Annotated in this window: 17 protein-coding genes and 1 pseudogene; 11 read left to right on the top strand and 7 right to left on the bottom strand. The window is 58.8% G+C overall.

The window, feature by feature from the left end; translation table 11 throughout:
- Positions 1-41 precede the first annotated feature (41 nt).
- Entirely contained in the window at positions 42-1145 is a 1104-nt protein-coding gene (locus H7847_RS15650) for a tricarboxylate transporter (RefSeq protein ID WP_227270419.1), read from the bottom strand.
- Between the two features lie 97 nt (positions 1146-1242).
- Here H7847_RS15650 and H7847_RS15645 point away from each other — a divergent pair, with 97 nt between their 5' ends.
- On the top strand, positions 1243-1950 hold the full coding sequence (locus H7847_RS15645) for a response regulator transcription factor (RefSeq protein ID WP_319799776.1): 708 nt from the start codon (positions 1243-1245) through the stop codon (positions 1948-1950).
- On the top strand, positions 1947-3308 hold the full coding sequence (locus tag H7847_RS15640) for a sensor histidine kinase (protein ID WP_227270418.1): 1362 nt from the start codon (positions 1947-1949) through the stop codon (positions 3306-3308). Before H7847_RS15645 ends, H7847_RS15640 begins: the two co-directional genes overlap by 4 nt.
- Positions 3309-3560: 252 nt before the next feature.
- Here H7847_RS15640 and H7847_RS15635 read toward each other — a convergent pair whose 3' ends face one another.
- Positions 3561-4133 (bottom strand): TetR/AcrR family transcriptional regulator, encoded by a 573-nt coding sequence (locus H7847_RS15635; RefSeq protein ID WP_227270417.1) that lies wholly within the window; start codon positions 4131-4133, stop codon positions 3561-3563.
- A gap of 76 nt (positions 4134-4209) precedes the next feature.
- Between H7847_RS15635 and H7847_RS15630 the strand changes: the two genes are divergently transcribed.
- Positions 4210-5001, top strand: a complete 792-nt coding sequence (locus H7847_RS15630; protein WP_227270416.1) for a crotonase/enoyl-CoA hydratase family protein — start codon at positions 4210-4212, stop codon at positions 4999-5001.
- Positions 5002-5394: 393 nt separating this feature from the next.
- Here the strand turns inward: H7847_RS15630 and H7847_RS15625 are convergent, their stop codons facing one another.
- Both H7847_RS15625 and H7847_RS27190 read right to left on the bottom strand, forming a co-directional pair.
- Positions 5395-6117, bottom strand: coding sequence for a LysR substrate-binding domain-containing protein (locus H7847_RS15625; protein WP_319799775.1), 723 nt, complete (start codon positions 6115-6117; stop codon positions 5395-5397).
- Positions 6118-6156: 39 nt separating this feature from the next.
- Positions 6157-6231: pseudogene (locus H7847_RS27190) on the bottom strand (LysR family transcriptional regulator); the annotation flags it as partial.
- A 35-nt stretch (positions 6232-6266) separates the two neighbouring features.
- On the opposite strand from H7847_RS27190, the gene H7847_RS15620 reads away from it, so the two are divergent.
- The 8 genes from H7847_RS15620 to H7847_RS15585 all read left to right on the top strand — a co-directional run bounded on the left by H7847_RS15620 (position 6267) and on the right by H7847_RS15585 (position 13787).
- Positions 6267-7376: a fatty acid desaturase gene (locus H7847_RS15620; protein WP_227270414.1), complete on the top strand. Its 1110-nt coding sequence runs from the start codon at positions 6267-6269 to the stop codon at positions 7374-7376.
- Positions 7373-8215, top strand: a complete 843-nt coding sequence (locus H7847_RS15615; protein WP_227270413.1) for a sugar phosphate isomerase/epimerase family protein — start codon at positions 7373-7375, stop codon at positions 8213-8215. The genes H7847_RS15620 and H7847_RS15615 overlap by 4 nt, the downstream gene beginning before the upstream one ends.
- 217 nt (positions 8216-8432) lie before the next feature.
- Positions 8433-9350: an ABC transporter ATP-binding protein gene (locus H7847_RS15610; protein WP_406676012.1), complete on the top strand. Its 918-nt coding sequence runs from the start codon at positions 8433-8435 to the stop codon at positions 9348-9350.
- Between the two features lie 61 nt (positions 9351-9411).
- Complete coding sequence (locus tag H7847_RS15605) at positions 9412-10527, top strand: ABC transporter substrate-binding protein (protein WP_227270411.1); 1116 nt, start codon at positions 9412-9414, stop codon at positions 10525-10527.
- Positions 10528-10565: 38 nt separating this feature from the next.
- Complete coding sequence (locus tag H7847_RS15600; protein WP_227270410.1) at positions 10566-11387, top strand: ABC transporter permease; 822 nt, start codon at positions 10566-10568, stop codon at positions 11385-11387.
- Entirely contained in the window at positions 11384-12199 is an 816-nt protein-coding gene (locus tag H7847_RS15595) for an ABC transporter permease (RefSeq protein WP_227270409.1), read from the top strand. The genes H7847_RS15600 and H7847_RS15595 overlap by 4 nt, the downstream gene beginning before the upstream one ends.
- A 98-nt stretch (positions 12200-12297) precedes the next feature.
- The gene (locus H7847_RS15590; RefSeq protein WP_227270408.1) at positions 12298-13227 is read left to right on the top strand and encodes an agmatinase; all 930 of its coding nucleotides are present in this window, start codon (positions 12298-12300) and stop codon (positions 13225-13227) included.
- Positions 13228-13310: 83 nt separating this feature from the next.
- Positions 13311-13787 carry a TRAP transporter large permease subunit gene (locus H7847_RS15585; RefSeq protein WP_406676009.1) on the top strand — a complete coding sequence of 159 codons (477 nt, stop codon included), beginning with the start codon at positions 13311-13313 and terminating at the stop codon, positions 13785-13787.
- A gap of 218 nt (positions 13788-14005) precedes the next feature.
- Here the strand turns inward: H7847_RS15585 and H7847_RS15580 are convergent, their stop codons facing one another.
- The 3 genes from H7847_RS15580 to H7847_RS15570 all read right to left on the bottom strand — a co-directional run bounded on the left by H7847_RS15580 (position 14006) and on the right by H7847_RS15570 (position 16987).
- Positions 14006-14437 carry a hypothetical protein gene (locus H7847_RS15580; RefSeq protein WP_227270406.1) on the bottom strand — a complete coding sequence of 144 codons (432 nt, stop codon included), beginning with the start codon at positions 14435-14437 and terminating at the stop codon, positions 14006-14008.
- 123 nt (positions 14438-14560) lie between these two features.
- Positions 14561-15565 (bottom strand): cytochrome d ubiquinol oxidase subunit II, encoded by a 1005-nt coding sequence (gene cydB, locus H7847_RS15575; RefSeq protein WP_227270405.1) that lies wholly within the window; start codon positions 15563-15565, stop codon positions 14561-14563.
- Positions 15566-15577: 12 nt separating this feature from the next.
- Positions 15578-16987, bottom strand: coding sequence for a cytochrome ubiquinol oxidase subunit I (locus tag H7847_RS15570; protein ID WP_227270404.1), 1410 nt, complete (start codon positions 16985-16987; stop codon positions 15578-15580).
- Between the last annotated feature and the right edge of the window lies 1 nt (position 16988).

Raw genomic sequence — 16988 nt, 5'->3', positions numbered from 1 at the left:
GAACCCCCACCCGTGGTTTGAACGGGTGGGGAATGGTGTGATTACTGCAGGACGACTCCGTAGCGTTCGCGCAGCCAGTTGATCACAAAGTCTTTGGCCTCCTGCGGCACATCGGTGGCACTTGCCATCGCCGTTTTGGCCGCCTCACCCGTCATCTGCGGATAGGCGCCAAGACGGGCCTGGCTGATCTCGGCGAAATCATCCCGCTCCTGGATCGCAGCGAAGGCTTCGGTGAAGGTCGTGATGGCCTCTTCAGGTGCGCCTGCGGGCAGGAAGACCATCTTCTGAGCCGGAAAACCCGCGGTGAAGAATGCTTTCCAAGCGTCCCACCGTTCGCCTTCGGTCTCGCAGCCTTCGGTGGCCTCACAGATTTCCTTGAAGGTTGGCATATCGGGAAACGTCGGGTCACGCACGATGTTGCCATCCGCGTCCAGAGCACCGAATGAGAACCATGGCACAGCGGTGCCGGCCTCAACGAGTGGCGTCACACCCGACAGGAACGAAGAAGATGTCTGATAGTCGATGTTGGCTTCGCCGCGTTCGAACATCAGACGGCCATCGCCACGGCCTTCGATACCAAAGACAGGCTCCACGTTCAGGCCCAGCATCTCCCAAGCCAGAAGCGGCACGAGGTCCAGCCGGGTTGCGCCCTGGGAGCCATAGATGAAGTCTTCACCCGCGATCCCGGCGGCATCGCCACCTTCGCCGAGCATGCCGTGCAGATCGGCTGGCAGATACGCCACGCCACCGGTGCCAGAGGCCAAGACCACGTTCCAGTCGCGGTATTCATAGCGCACCCGCGGGTCGCTCAGCAGATAGGGGAACTGGGTGGAACCGGACGAGCCAAAGATCGTCGTGCCATCTTCATATTCCATTTGCTGGAACGCATTTGCCCCCTTCGTGGACCCGGCACCGGGGTTGAACGTCACGACCACGGTGGGGTTGCCGGGCAGAGCCTCGGACAGAAGTGGGGCATAGAAATTGGCCCATTTGGCGGAGCCACCGGTTTCGGAGAAAGGAATGATCCATTCGACAGTTTTGCCGGAAAGATCGATTTGGTGGCCATCGGCCATGGTTTGCGTTGCGACCAGCGCGGACGACATCGCGAGTGCGCCCGCCAGTGGGCGCAGGGTTTTCTTAAGCATTTGTACTCCTCCCAAGGGGCTCAGCAGGGCCCCAGACATAGAATCAGAAGACCTCCCAAGTCTTCTTGATGCCAAGACCTTGCAGTGACATCCTTGCGTGAGCCTTGCATCTTGGATTTTTGTTGAAAGGACGGTCGTGCGCATCCTCGTGATTGAAGACAACATCTCGGTCGCCAAAGGTCTTCGATATTACCTGCAAGATGCAGGCCACGCGGTTGATCTGTTGCACGATGGTGCAGAGGCCGAAGCCTTTTTGCGTGATGATGCTGCCGATATCGTGGTTTTGGACATCAACCTCCCGGACCTCGATGGGTTGACGATTCTGCGCCGCATGCGGGCGCGGGACGATCAGCGACCGGTCCTCTTGCTGACAGCCCGGGCAGAGATCGACGACAAGGTAAAAGGGCTCGATACAGGCGCGGACGACTATCTGAGCAAGCCCTTTGAGATGGAGGAGTTCGGCGCGCGCATTCGGGCCTTGTCGCGGCGCGTGGCCGAGAAACCCAGACCGATCACCGGCATCGGGCGTGTGACGCTCGACAGAACTGCCCGAACGGTCGAGGGGCCCGAGGGTCCGCTCGACATTCCGCGCCGGGAGGTCGCCTTGTTCGAGCGGCTGCTGATGGCGGAGGGACGGATTGTCTCAAAGCAACTCTTGCTGGATAGCCTTTATGGCACCGGTGCCGACGTGGATGAGCCCGTGGTCGAAGTCTATGTTTCCCGCCTGCGCAAACGGCTCCAGCCCTACGGCGTTCAGATCATTGTGAAACGCGGGCTGGGCTACATGATGCAGGCGATAGGATGAAGAACAGCCTGTCTCTTCGTGGGCGTTTGACGATTGTCATTCTTGCCCCGCTGATGGTGATCGCGGCACTGGTCGGCGCCTGGGCTTATCTCGATGCGCAAGCGAATGCGGCGGAACGGTTTGACCGCTCGCTCCTGTCCACGGCGCTTGCCATTTCGCGAGACACGGCGATGTCCGGGGGCGATGCGCTCAGCGAAGAGACCCGCGATCTGCTGCGCGACACATCAGGCGGTGCAGTATTTTATCACGTCTATGCGCCTGACGGAGTCTTTGTGACAGGCTATGCCACACCTCCGGTGCCCCCTGAAAAAACCGCTCCGGACGCGACGCAAACCTACTATGATGCTGTTTATCAAGGCTCCACGGTGCGCGCCTTGCGGTTTTCTCAAAGCACGACGATGGATGGCCTGACCGGGCTATTCACCTTCACCGTCTGGCAAAAAACTTCCGTCAGGGATGGCTTCGTGCAGTCGCGAGCGCAGCCTGTGTTCCTGATCATCGCCTCGATGATTGGCGCTTTGGCCGTCATTGTCTGGTTTGGCGTCCGGCGCGGGTTGGCCCCGCTCATCGACCTTGAGGATGCTATTGCCAGACGTTCAGCATCAGACCTATCTCCGATCCAGCGGCGCATCCCGCAGGAAGTCAGCGGAATTGTCGGGCGTTTCAACAAGCTGTTGGACGAGGTGTCCCGGAGCTTCGACGCAAAGAACGCCTTCATCTCGGATGCGGCACACCAGTTACGCAATCCCATCACGGGGGTGTTGAGCCTCGCAGAGTCAGTGGCAAACGCGAAATCTCTTGAAGATGCCAAAGAGCGATCACAAGATTTGCTGGAGGCCGCACGGGATGCGGGCCAGCTTGCCAACAATCTTTTGACGCTGGAAAAGGCCCGCGGCGCCCCGCCATATGGCGAGCATCATCCATTTGATCCCAAGCCGATATTGGAAGAAATTGCTCTGAAGGCAGACCGCTCCGCTCAAGGCCGAGGGCTCCAATTTGCAGCGAGCGTGACAGATCAGGCAGTTGGGCTTTGCGGCGACCCGGTGATGTTCGAACAAGCAGTGTTGAACCTAATCGACAACGCGATGCTTCATGCCGGGCCCTCGCTGACACGCGTTGATTTGACAGCCCGCGACATCGGCGACACCTTTGAGATCGCTGTGTCCGATGATGGGAAAGGCATTGCGCCAAAGGATTTTGATCGGGCGCTGGGACGTTTCAGCCAGGTTGGCCCAAGCGCGGGATCAGGGCTCGGCCTGCCTATCGCAAAGGTCGTGGCCGAGAGCTTTTCCGGTCACATCGAACTGACAAACACCGGCCAGCGCTTCACGGCGGCTTTGATCTTGCCTTGCACATAACTTGAAATTGGTCAGGTCGGATCTGTCCACACTGCAGAGCTTGAAACGGCAGAAATGTCGCGCACCGCAGAAATGCCCGCTCCGAGCGAGGCTGAAAACCGTTTCTTGGCGGCGCGCGTGTCGACAACTGAGATAAAGCTGCGGTTGGCAACACCATCCGGCAGGGCCCGCGCCGCGGGACAACACGCCCTTTCGTTGCACCTGTGCGAATGACCGCCTCACGGCAGCGCGCGGTCTCGCGCGACGCCTCCATCAAGAGGCATTCGCAACCAGAGCTCTTGCAGCGCGTCCGGCGGACACGAGATACTCCGCGTCATGATGTACGAGAACGGTTGAGAACGCACCATCCATCAGCAGGACGACATGTCGGGCTAATTCGTGCGGATTTTCCGTTTGGCAATCCTCAAAGACGTGAAAGAGCCATGCTTCGAACTTCTTCTTGTGCGCGGCCCCGACCCTCATTGCCGGATGGCCCGGCATGTTTGCCAATTCCGCTGCCGTTCGCAAGAAGCCGCAGCCTTTCCAATTCGGATGACGGGCAGATTGCGCCAGTTTTGAGAAAATGGCCTCAACCTTATCGGCAAGCTCCCCATCGGCCTCGTCGAACCATTTTCTGAAAAGTGCCAGGTTAGGCTGGTCGCGCGACGCCAGATAGGCCGCGATCAGATCGTCCTTGCTCTTGAAATGGTAGTAGAGCGTCTTCTTTGTGATGCCGGCTTTTGCAGCAATGGCATCCACGCTCACAGCACGAATGCCCTCGCTATAAAACAAGCGGTTTGCCGCATCCAGGATACGGTCTTTGGCAGAGAGGTTTTCTGACGTCATGACAACGTATACTATACAGTGAGTATACCTTAAATCCAAGTCTCGGTATGATCTTTGGAATCAAACGGAGATCCCCATGCCACACCTGATAACATTCGAAAAAAAAGGGGCTATCGCCCTTCTCACCTTGAACCGGCCTGAGAAGTTGAATGCGCTCAACTACGCCACAAACGACCGCTTGCGCGCGTTGCTCGACTCTATCGAAACGGATTCGTCCATACGGGCCGTCGTTCTCACCGGTGCTGGCGAGCGCGCGTTTTCGGCGGGTGGGGACATTCACGAGTTTACCCAGAGTGTCAAAGCAGGCATCGACATTGCCGTCAGAGACTTTTGCAAACGTGGCCAGACCATGACCGCCCGGCTGGAAACCTTTCCAAAACCAATCATCGCTGCCGTCAACGGAATTGCTTTCGGAGGTGGATGCGAGATCACAGAGGCCGTTCATCTGGCCGTCGCAAGCGAAAAAGCCCTGTTTGCGAAACCAGAGATCAACATCGGGATACCTCCCACGTTTGGCGGAACCCAGCGGCTGCCGCGTCTTGCAGGACGAAAGCGCGCGCTGGAGTTGCTGCTGACAGGGGACACCTTCTCCCCCAAAAGGGCGTATGAGATGGGGCTGGTGAACAAAGTTGTCCCGCATGACAAGCTGCTGCCCACCGCCTTTGATTTGGCAGAGCGCATTATCCGGCATTCACCCCTCGCAGCGTCACGGATTATCACCGCCGTCACCAGAGGGATGAACACAACCATCGACGAAGGGTTGCTGATAGAGCGCGAACAGTTTGCGCGGATGTCGGCGACCGATGACGTTCATGAAGGTTTGAGTGCGTGGATTGCACGGCGGAGACCGGAATACACGGGAACATAGCTTGGAAGGATGCCAGTTACACATCAGCTTCTCGAAAGACAGAAGGAAACGCTTCAGGGCTGACCCATATGCCATTATACCATGATCACTTGATGCCGCGCGCGAATAGGCACTCTTCACCTGTTCGACCATATCCACGATCAATGGATGGGTGTCCGCTGGTGCTTCGGATCTGGTCTCGTCCGCCACTCAAAGCAGCCGTTCATTTACCGGTGCAAATGGTGCCGGAACCCCGCCAAGTGTGAAGTCGTGACCCAACCCGTTCCGCTGTTGTGGCGCATGTTTCATGCAAGAGATCACGTCGCGGAGCCTACCGTCGACAGTTGGCACTTGATATCCAATGATCTCGCCGCGCGCATTTCTACGCGCTTCGGAACGTGGAACGAGAAGACATCAGGACGAACGCACCCGAATTGTTTCGGATATTTCTTGACGCACCCAGTCGGTGAACGCGAGTGCCGCAGGCGTGACGCGCTCCAAAGGCGGGGTTACGATCGAATACGATCCGAACGCAAATGTCCTCTGGCCAAAGGGTCTGACAAGTGAACGGTCCGCCAGCGCTTTTGCCCCCATAATGCCATCGTCAATGGCATACCCGACACCGGCAACAGCAAGCGCAAGTGCTGCCTGCGTTCCCGAAACGAAAATGTTTCGCCGCGGCTCTGTCTGGTCCGCGCCGACAGCTGCGAACCATCTTGCCCAGATCTCCCCCTGGTCCTCGTGGATCAGCGTGACCCTGCGCAGATCTTCGGGGGCCATCGGCGCGGTGCCCAGAACACTGTTCGGAGCACAGACGGGAAACATATCGAGCTGCGTCAGTGCCTCTACCCGCATGCCCGGAAACTGTGCGCTATTGAAAACGATAGATGCATCCACGCGCGGCAAGTCTTTCAGAGAATTGCCTGACGTCGGGATCAGCGAATAGGTCAAATCAGGAAAGAGATCAAGAAAACGTGGCAACCTTGGCACGAGCCATTGTGACGCAAAGGCCGGCGGAGCCGAAACCGAAAGGCTGGAAGAAAAAGTGTCCTCGCGGACCTGTGCGGCAGCCGCCGCGATGAGTTCAAGACCTTGTTGGACAGCACCTAACAGGCGTTCACCGTCAGGGGTTAACACAAGCCGCCGCCTGTTCTCTGCAAAGAGGGGCCGCCCCAAAGCCCTTTCCAGGGACCGAACCTGGTGGCTGATAGCACTTTGGGTGAGGTTCAACTCTTCTGCAGCATGCCTCATGTTCAGAAGGCGCCCCGTCGCTTCAAATCCTTGCAATGATTTTAGCGGCAGATGTTTCGATCCGATGCGCATTTCAACAAATCCATTTCATGGAACATACAAAAAAATATCAGTTTACACAAAATGAATTCGCCATCAACATCGACCAAACACGCTCAGGAGGTCTGACCATGAATGCAAGTTTTTCTCGCCGTCGGCTTGTCTCGCCCGAACGGATGCGTGAACTGATGCAACGGTCTGATCTGCAAGGTGCCTTGCAGTTCGGAAGTCATGCAGGGGCCATTGCCCTGTCCGGAACAGCGCTTTGGATGCTCTGGGGGACGTGGTGGGTCGTTCCCATCTTTATGGTACACGGTGTGCTGATCAATTTTCTCTATGCCGCGCAACACGAGCTGAGCCACGGCACGGTCTTCAGTACAAAGTGGCTTAACGAATGGCTTGGCAGGCTGATCGGCTTCTTGATGATCTTCCCGCGCGACTTCGACAAGATACAGCACTGGGCGCATCATCAACACACGCAGAATTGGGAAAAAGACGGCGAGTTGGTACGCGAGCCTTACACGCTGCGCAGCTACTTGCTGTGGTTCTGGGGACCAACCTATTGGCACAGCCGCGTTACACGTATCCTGCGCTTGTGCCGCGGTATCGTGATCGAACCCTACATCCGGGAGGCCGAGCATGGCAAAGTGATCCGCGAGGCGCGTATTCACGCGGCCCTGTACCTCGCGATTGCATTGATCTCGGTCGCAACCGGGTCCTGGGCAGCCGTGATCCTATGGCTCGCACCTATGGTGATCATGAAGCCCGTGCACCAATTGCAGAACACGATCGAACACCTGGGGCTTAGTCATAAAGATGACATTCTTGAGAACACCCGTTCCACGAAGACGAATGCGCTGATGCGCTGGCAGATGCCTTATCACACGGCGCACCACACTTTTCCCAGCGTACCTTTCTGGCAATTGTCGAGCCTGGACGCCGAAATGCGTCAGAGCGGGGCAAAACCGCACCAGATGGGCTGGATCGAATTTCAGATCGAAGTGCTTCGCAAACTGTCCTCAAAGTCGGAGGCGGAATATCCTTATGACGAGGTCTGGATTGTTCCGCGCGGTGACGGCAGTACACAACGTATTGAGGCTGCGTGAAGCGCCTGAGGGTCTTTCAATCGCTATGGTCCATGCAGCCGCATGACGCGTCGGGTGAGCTGCTCGCACTGGACAGAATTGCCGGCATGGTCGCTGATGCCGGCTACGCCGGGCTCGCAATCGATCTTGGTGCGGCGGATATTGAGATGGCCCATGCTGTGCGCCCGCATCTGCAACGGGAAGGGTTGACGCCTCTGATCGTGGCCTTCCCCCCCACTGTCGAAAGCTTGCGCGACACGCTGAAGATGGCGCAGGATTTCGGCGCACCCTACGTCAATGTCGTGGGGCAGGTTTTTCCGCTGACGGTTGCGGGGGCCATCCCGGTGATCCGCCGCTGGATCGAGATGTCGGATGAGGTTGGCATCCCGGTGCATTTCGAAACCCACCGCAACTGCATCACCAACGACCTGTTCTCGACCGTCTCTCTGCTGGACGCCATCCCGGAGATGCGCCTTGCCGCCGACCTGTCACATTACATCGTTGACCGCGAATTCAAGCTCCCCCTGGCCGCTTGGGAACGGCAATTGCTGGCGCGGTGTTTCGCGCGCGCGGACAGTTTTCAGGGCCGCGTGGCAAGCCGCCAGCAAATCCAGGTGCAGATCGACTTTCCACAGCACGCCAAGTGGGTGGCCCTGTTTCAGAGCCTCTGGAAAGAGGGGCTCGCAGATTGGCGCGCCCGCAACGACGCAGGCGATCTGGTATTTCTTTGCGAATTGGGACCGCCGGAATATGCCATGACAGGGGCCGACGGGCGGGAATTGTCCGACCGCTGGACAGAAGCGCTGAAAATAAAGGCGATGGCAGAACGCATATGGTCGGACTTGGGCGGCGATGGGTGACGCGGCCCGTCCTCTCACCCTATCGTACCTGAGTATGAACGCTTTGACTCGGGACAACGTGATGACAAGCAGTGGCCGCGCTGCGGAAATACGAGCAGAAGGTGTTGGCAAATCCTTTGGCAGCTTCGTGGCCCTTTCGGACATTTCGCTGACAATTGGACGCGGTTAATTCGTGACCCTGCTGGGTCCGTCAGGATCGGGGAAAACCACTTTGTTGATGATCCTCGGTGGATTTGAGCCCGTGAGCGCAGGGCGCTTGTTTCTGGACGGCCGCGATGTCACCGGCCAACCCGCGGAGACGCGTGGATTTGGCATGATGTTTCAGGGCTATGCGCTGTTTCCCCACATGACTGTTGCGCAGAACATCGCCTTCCCCTTGAAGGTGCAGCGCCGCTCAGGCGCAGACATCAAGCAGCGCGTGGCCCAGATGATCGAAATGGTGGGGCTGGAGGGGCACGGGCACAAGCGTCCAGCAGCGCTCTCGGGCGGTCAGCAACAACGCGTGGCCCTGGCACGGGCGCTTGCCTACGCGCCGCCGGTGCTGCTTTTGGACGAACCTTTTTCAGCGCTCGACCGGAACCTGCGCGGGCAGATGCAGGACGAAATGCGCCGTTTGCACCGCGAAACCGGCACGACCTTTGTGTTCGTCACCCATGATCAGACCGAAGCTCTCGCCTTGTCCAGCAGGATCGCGATTTTTGAATCCGGGCGGCTTCAGCAAGTTGCCACCCCCCGGGATGTCTATGAACACCCGCGCAACCAGTTCGTTGCGGAGTTTCTGGGAGACATCAACATCCTGCCCGTGCTGGACGCACGGCAAGACGGCGGCCATGTCACAGCCCGGTTCGAGGCGAGTCTTCTGCGTGTGGCGGCAACGGCGGGCGCGCCCGGAGGAAAACTGGCAATCCGGCCCGAACATATGCGGATCGCGAGAGAAAAGCCCGCTGCGGGAAACGCCATTCAGGCGCGTGTTGTCGATCACATCTACATGGGCGCAGAAACTCAACTGCTGCTCGAAACCCCCGGAGGGCAGGCATTAACCCTGAATGTGGCGACGGCGCAGGTTTCGGGACACATCACGGACAACGCGTCGCTCTGGGTGACATGGCCGGAGGAACGCGGTGTTTTTCTTTAAAGAACAAACAGAAAGAACAGACCGGAAAACCGGCATTCAGACAAACCAATGGAGAGATCACATGAAGACACCTTTTGAAAAAGACGTCATCGAAATTCTGGCGAACAAGGCACGCGCGGGCCATATCTCGCGCAGACAGTTCACCCAGCTGGCCGCTGGTTTTCTGGGCACCACGGCGCTGGCAACGCAGGGTACACCGGTGCTGGCGGCCGATGGGCAACTGGTTTTCGTGAACTGGGGCGGCGACGCCATGACCGCCTATGACACTGCGTTCGGTGCGCCTTTCAAAGCGGCCACAGGTATCACTGTCAAGCAGGACGGCTCCGGCCCGACCGAAGGGGCCATCCAGGCGCAGGCCGAAAGCGGCAGCCCGAGTTGGGATATTGTAGACGCCGACCCGTTTTCGGCGCAGGCGCTCGGCAAGCAGGGACTGATGGAGCCCATTGACTATACCGTTGTCGATCCCGCGAAAACCCGCGAGGGCTTCGGATGGGAGTATGCCGCATCGACATATTTCTTCTCCTATGTCCTTGCTTATGACAGTACGCAATTCGGCGACACCCCGCCCTCCGGAATTGCCGACTTTTTCGACGTCGAGGCATTCCCCGGCAAACGCGCGATGTATAAATGGGGTGTTGGCATGTGGGAAGCGCTGCTGCTGGCGGACGGCGTTGCGCGCGACGATCTCTATCCGCTCGATCTGGAGCGCGCGCACGCGAAACTTGCCGGCTTCAAGGAAAACATCGTGGCCTTCTGGGGCGGCGGGGCAGAAAGCCAGTCCTTGCTGTTGAACGGAGATGCCTCGATGGCGCTGATCTGGTCCACCCGCGCCAAGATCCTCGAGGAGGATTCCGAGGGTGATATCAAATTCATCTGGGATGACGGGCTTCTCTCGCCGGGGTCGATGGCCGTGCTGAAAGACAATCCCGGCGGCAAGGACGCCGCCATGAAATTCATCGCCGAAGCGCAGGCTCCGGAAAAGCAGCTGGTGATGTTCGAGCTTATGGCGCAGGGGCCCGGCAACCCGGCAGCGGACGCCCTCGTGCCCGACGAGCTCAAACGCTTCAACCCCGTCGATCCGGCGAACTTTGGCAAGCAGATACCGCTAGATATAGCTTGGTACGAGGAAAACTACGGTGCCGCCCTTGATGCCTATCTCGGCATCGCGTCGGCTTGAAGACCCGGCCCTGGGGTCGGCCCCGGGGCATAATCCCGATGTCCTACGCTCTCCGAACCAGCCTCCTGATCGGGCCCTTGCTCCTTTTTCTGGGGGTCTGCTATTTCCTGCCGTTTCTGGGCATTGTCGGTTGGAGCGTCACATTGCCCGAGCCGGGCCTGACGCAGTATCACTCCGCGCTCAGCGATCCGCTGGTCCATTCCGTGGTGTTGCGTACGCTGCGGATTTGCCTGGCGGTGACGCTGGTGTCGGTTGTGGCGGCCTATGTCATAGCGCTGGTCTGGGTGCGCGGCACGCCGATTCAGAGGTTGCTCGTTGAGCTGTGCATCCTGATCCCTTTCTGGATCTCGGTGCTCACCCGCGCCTTTGGCTGGCTTGCCCTCCTGTCGAACCGTGGTCTCATCAACGAGTGGCTACAGGCCATCGGCATTATCAGCGCGCCGCTGACGCTGGTGCGCAACGAGTTCGGCGTCATTGTCGGCATGGCGCATTTCCTGATCCCCTTCGCAGTCTTTCCGCTGGCTGCCGCCATGCGCAATGTTGACGAACGGGCGCTTCTGGCCGCGCGGGGGATGGGCGCGCGGCGCTCCCGCGTGTTCTGGCAGGTTTTCGTGCCTATGACCGGTCCCGGCATCATCGGTGCGGCCCTCATCGTATTTGTCTTTGCGCTGGGCTTTTTCGTGACCCCCGCCATTCTGGGAGGGGGGCGTAGCGTCATGTTGGCGGAGCTGATCTACCTGCGGATATTCCAAAGTCCGAACTGGGGGCTGGCTGCCGCGATCAGTGTCCTGCTGATGACAGGCGTCGGCATGTTTCTCGTCGCGCTCCTCAAAAGCATCGCGCCGCGGACGGATCGATGACCCAGCGTCTGAGCCATATTGCCGTTATCGGCGCGGCCTTTGTGGGGCTATTTCTGCTGATGCCGCTGATCGCGGTTATCCCGGTATCCTTTACGCCGAAACGGTTTTTGTCATTGCCGGACGGCGCGTTGTCCCTCCGGCATTACAAGACACTGGTTGAGACACCCCAATGGTGGGAGGCCACAGTGCTCTCAGTGCAGATTGCCCTGTTCTCCGGGCTTCTGGCGACGGCGCTGGCCTTGGCGTTCAGCCTTGGGATCTGGATGCTGCGCCCGCGATTTGCGGGGCTGTTGATCGGTCTGGCTCTTTTGCCGATGGTGGCCCCACCCGTTGTGTCCGCCTTGACGCTTTATTTTTTCCTCGTCTCCGCCGGAAAGCTCAATGCACTGATTGGCTATGACAGCTGGCTCGGTGTCGTTCTGGCGCACACAGTTATGGTCGTCCCCTTTGCGGTCGTTCTGATCAGTGTATCCCTGGCGCAGGTGGACAGACGCATCGACCTTGCTGCACGTGCCATGGGGGCTGGGCTCGCGCGCCGCATCAACTCCGTGCTGCTGCCCAACATCCGTTTTGGTGTTCTGACGGCATTTTTTCTCAGCTTCGTGCTGTCATGGGAGGAGATCGGTGTCACGATCTTCATCACCTCGGTTAATGTTGTCACCCTCCCGCGATTGATGTGGATGGGGCTGCGCGACAATATCGATCCGGCCATCGCGGCGGTCTCGGTCGTGCTGATTTGTATCGTCGTCATGGTCATCCTGACACGCGCCCTTATCTTGGCAATGGGCAACCGTCGCCGCAAGAAGACTTGATGAGGCCCACGCCAGCGCAGCTATCCAGCCAAGAAACGAAAAGGGCATCTCGCAATATGACACCACGGGAAAACGCTTTTTTTCAGCCGGTATCGGCAATGGAATTGGCCCGCTTCGCGGGGGTTCCGACATTCATGCGTCTGCCGGCTCTGACGCCGGATCATCCAAGATACGCCGAGGTACAGTTGGGGCTGGTCGGCGTCCCCTGGGATGGCGGCACAACGAACCGTCCGGGTGCGCGCCATGGCCCGCGGCAGTTGCGTGACCATTCCACGATGATCCGGGCGCTCAATCCGGTCACCGGCGTCAACCCCTTCACCACCGTCAATTGTGCCGATTTGGGCGATGTGGCGCCAAACCCGGTGGATATTCACGACAACCTCAATCGGATCACTGCGTTTTATTCGGACCTCAAGGCGCGCGCGATCACGCCCATGACAGCAGGGGGAGATCACCTGATCACCTTGCCGATCCTCAGGGCGCTGGGGGCCGACGCGCCCTTGGGTCTTCTCCAGTTCGACAGCCACACAGATCTTTTTGACACTTACTTCGCCGGGCACAGGTTCACCCACGGGACGCCGTTCCGCCGTGCCATCGAAGAGGGGCTAGTGGACCCCAAACGCTTTGTTCAGATTGGCATAAGGGGCACGGCATACAATACCGACGACATCGCATGGGGACTGTCACAAGGTGTTCGGATCATTCGCATCGAAGAGCTTTTTGATCGCGGCGTCGAGGACGTCATGGCCGAGGCGCGCGATATTCTGGGAACGCAGCCAAGCTATTGCAGCTTTGACATTGATTTTGTCGATCCGGCGTTCGCGCCCGGTACAGGAACGCCGGAAATCGGGGGACCAAACAGCTATCAATCACAGCAGCTCATTCGTGCGATGGCGGGTCTGAACCTTGTCGGCGCTGATCTGGTCGAAGTGGCACCGCCCTTTGACCCAGTGGGCGGCACGGCATGGCTTGGCATCTCGCTGATGTTCGAGATGATGTGCATTCTCGCTGAAGCCATAAAGTCGTGACGAAGAAGCCACGGGCTTGAAGAACATCGGCCATTTTCACTCGGGTAAAGATCACCTCTTTGATCTTGTCCGGTGCGGGCGGCATGCTTTGGCCTGCGCGGCTGCCGACCGCACTGGCATGTCTGGTGCTGGGGATGGAGATGCCCGCAACGGTGGCCTATGTCATTTGCGTCTCGGTGGCTGGTCCTGCGCTCATTAAGTTGGGGCTAGAGCCTTTGCAGGCGCATTTGTTCGTGTTTTGGTACGCGCTTTTGTCGACAATCACCCCGCCTGTCTGCGGTGCCGTTTTCATCTCCTCAGGGATGATGCAAGAGAATTGGCTCCGCGTCGCGATCACGGCAATGGCGCTGGGGGTGGGGCTTTACGTGATCCCCCTTGGGATGATCGCCAACCCTGATTTGATCCGTCTGCTTCAGGCGCCGGAGATGGCGCTGATTGCGTTTGTGCGTATGGCTGTGGGGTCGAGCCTCATCTCATACGGATTGATTGCCGCACGGGCCCCGCTGAGTACACTGGCCCTTTGCGCGTGCGGGTTTGGGGTCGTCTTCGCCCCGATTTAGAGCGGCCCTGTCTTGAATTCTCTTCCAGCGCAAAGCCTGAGAGATCTGACGGACAAGCGGCAAAATACCTTTTTCTGAAGCGTGTTCCGGTCGTCGAGCGAGAGGCCCGACGACCGGTGGTAACCGACAAGGTCCGTGCCTCGATGAATCTACAAGCGTCCTGCGTCAAGGCAAAAAATATCTTTATCAGGAGGTTCAAGATCGCGTGCGGTGCCATCTCAGAAAGACATAATGCGCGCGTTCGGAGCGAGCAGGCGCGCGGCCATTGCCGGAGGTTGCGCGGGCGTCACACCGTCGAGCAAAGCGTCAGCACCCACCCCCTTATTCGGAAGATAGATAGCGCAGACTTCGACGGACGCGCCGGTCTCCATGATGCTTTGCATCAAGCCTTGCGGACTCATGTCGCGAGGCTTCTGGGGTGCGGTCGCCGACGCCGGCGCGTCCTTCAGCGCCAGATCGCCGGCTGGACCACATAGCAGAATATGCGCGCTGGCCCCCTGCTGGATGGACTGCATGGTCAGAACCATGCTCATCAGTTGGGTTTGCGGCTCGGCTGAGGTGAGGACCGTCACGAGATCCGGCGTCTCCTCTGCTGCGGCGGTGGTTGCAAGCGTGAGGGCGGCACAAAGGCCAGGTAGAGCACGTTTCATGGTGTTTTCCTTTCTAGAGAGTAAGCTTGATTAGAAATGCGACGAGGGCGAGTGTGGTGACGCTGGCCAGCCAGAGACCGATGAACCAAAGCCATCTCTTTGCGGTGCTGCGGTCCTGGGTCATCAGTGATACCCCCCGGCTGGATCCACTTTTCCGCGGAAGACCCAATAGGCATAACCCGTGTAGCCAAGGATGATCGGGATCAGCACCACCGCACCGACCAGGGCAAACGCCAAACTGCTGTCGGGCGCGGCTGCTTCCCAGATCGTCAGAGACGGTGGGACCATCATCGGGTAAAAGCTGATGCCGATCCCGACAAAACTCACCACGAAAAAACCGAGCGCCGACAGGAAGGGGCGCAGATCGCTTTGGTCATTCAACCCCGTGAAGAACGACCAGACCAGCCCCACCATCACCAGCGGCACACTCATGGACCAGAGGCTGCCGGGAAGGTTGAACCAACGGTCGAAATACACCGGATCCTGGAACGGGGTCACAATGCTGATGAGCCCGATGACACACAGGGTCGCAGCACCAAGCCACCATGCGTAGCCCCGCATCTGGACCTGGATGTCATCTTCGGTTTTCAGGACCAGCCACGTGGCACCCAGAAGGGCATAGCCAATCACGACACCGAACCCTGTCAGCACGGAAAAAGGCGTCAGCCAGTCAAACCAACCACCGGCATAGGCGCGGCCGTCCACCTCGATCCCCTGCACCAGGGCTCCCAGCGCAAGGCCTTGGCAGAGTGCTGCGATAAAGGAACCGCCGAAGAAGGCCGCATCCCATATGCCCTTCCAGCGGGTCGTGCGCCAGCGATACTCGAATGATACGCCCCGAAAGACCAGCGCCAGCAGCATGAGCGTTATGGGCATGTAAAGCGCAGGCATGACAATCGCATAGGCCAGAGGGAAGACCGCAAAGAGACCGCCACCGCCCAAGACGAGCCATGTTTCGTTCCCATCCCAAACGGGCGCCACTGAGTTCATCATCAAATCCCGATCCTGCTCGGATTTGCCGAAGGGGAAAAGGATCCCGATCCCCAGATCGAACCCATCAAGGACCACATAGGTGAGTACGGCAAAGGCAATCAGCCCAGCCCAGATGAACGCAAGATCAAAAACCATGTCGGGCTCTCCTTATTCGCCGGGGATGAAGTCTGGGTCGACTTGCGGGGCGGGCGTAATGCCCGCTGTCCGGATTGGCCCATCTCGCAGTCCCAGCTTGGGCGTTGCGGGGCGTTTGTTCATCATCCGAAGGATGTAGAACGTGCCCGCGCCAAACACGAAGAAGTACACCACGATGAAAGCCACAAGCGAGGTTGCCACGGCAGGTGCATCCACAGGGGCCAGGCTGTCGCTGGTGCGCAGAGCGCCATAGACGGTATAGGGCTGGCGCCCAACTTCGGTCGTGATCCAGCCCGCCAGCACGGCAACAAAGCCGGTGGGGCCCATCAGGACGGCCGCGCGGTGCAACCAAGGTGCCTCATATATGGTCCCGCGCCAGCGCGACCATAGCGACCACAGCCCCAAGCCGAGCATTGCAAATCCCAAACCCACCATGATGCGGAAGCTGTAGAAGACGATTGCCACGGGCGGCTCTTCGTCATCCGGGATGGTATCGAGCCCTTCCAGCGGTGCATCCCATTTGTGTTTCAGGATCAGCGAGCTGAGATAGGGGATTTCAATCGCATAATCGATGCGCTTTTCCTCTTCGTTCGGGATGCCGAACAGAATGAGGGGCGCGCCCTGCGGGTGGCTGTCATAGTGCCCTTCCATGGCCATGACTTTGACAGGCTGATGTTCCAGAGTGTTCAACCCGTGCACGTCACCGGCATAAATCTGTATCGGCGTCACGATCACGGCCATCCACATCGCCATGGAGAACATGCGGCGGGCTTCCTTGTCGGTCCTGTCGCGCAGCAGATGGATCGCACCAACGGCGCCCACGACAAGCGACGTGGTCAGGTAGGCCGCAAGCACCATGTGCACCAGGCGATAAGGGAATGATGGGTTGAAAACGATCTCCCACCAATTCTCGGGGACGAATTGGCCAACCGCGTTGAGGCTGTAGCCCGCCGGCGTCTGCATCCAACTGTTCACACTGAGGATCCAGGTTGCCGACATCAAGGTGCCAAAGGCCACCATGACCGTGGCAAACATGTGCAGCTTCTCTCCGACGCGTTCGCGCCCGAACAACATGATCCCAAGAAAACCAGCCTCGAGGAAGAATGCGGACAGGACCTCATAGGCCATCAAAGGACCCACCACCGGCCCTGCCTTATCGGAGAACACCGACCAGTTCGTCCCGAACTGGTAGGACATCACGATGCCCGAGACGACACCCATGCCGAAGGCGACGGCGAAGATCTTCTTCCAATACCTGAACAGTGTCAGATAGGTTTCGTCGCGCGTCTTCATCCACAAACCGTTGAGTACGGCCAGATAACTGGCCAGCCCGATGGAGAACGCCGGAAAGATGATGTGAAATGACACCGTAAACGCAAACTGGATGCGGGCCAGCGTCTCGGCGGAAAAGCTTTCTAACATG

This window comes from Roseobacter weihaiensis (assembly GCF_020622345.1).
Classification (GTDB): domain Bacteria; phylum Pseudomonadota; class Alphaproteobacteria; order Rhodobacterales; family Rhodobacteraceae; genus Roseobacter; species Roseobacter weihaiensis.
Note: the sequence above shows the minus strand (reverse complement) of the source record. Positions and strands in the feature narration are given on the sequence as shown.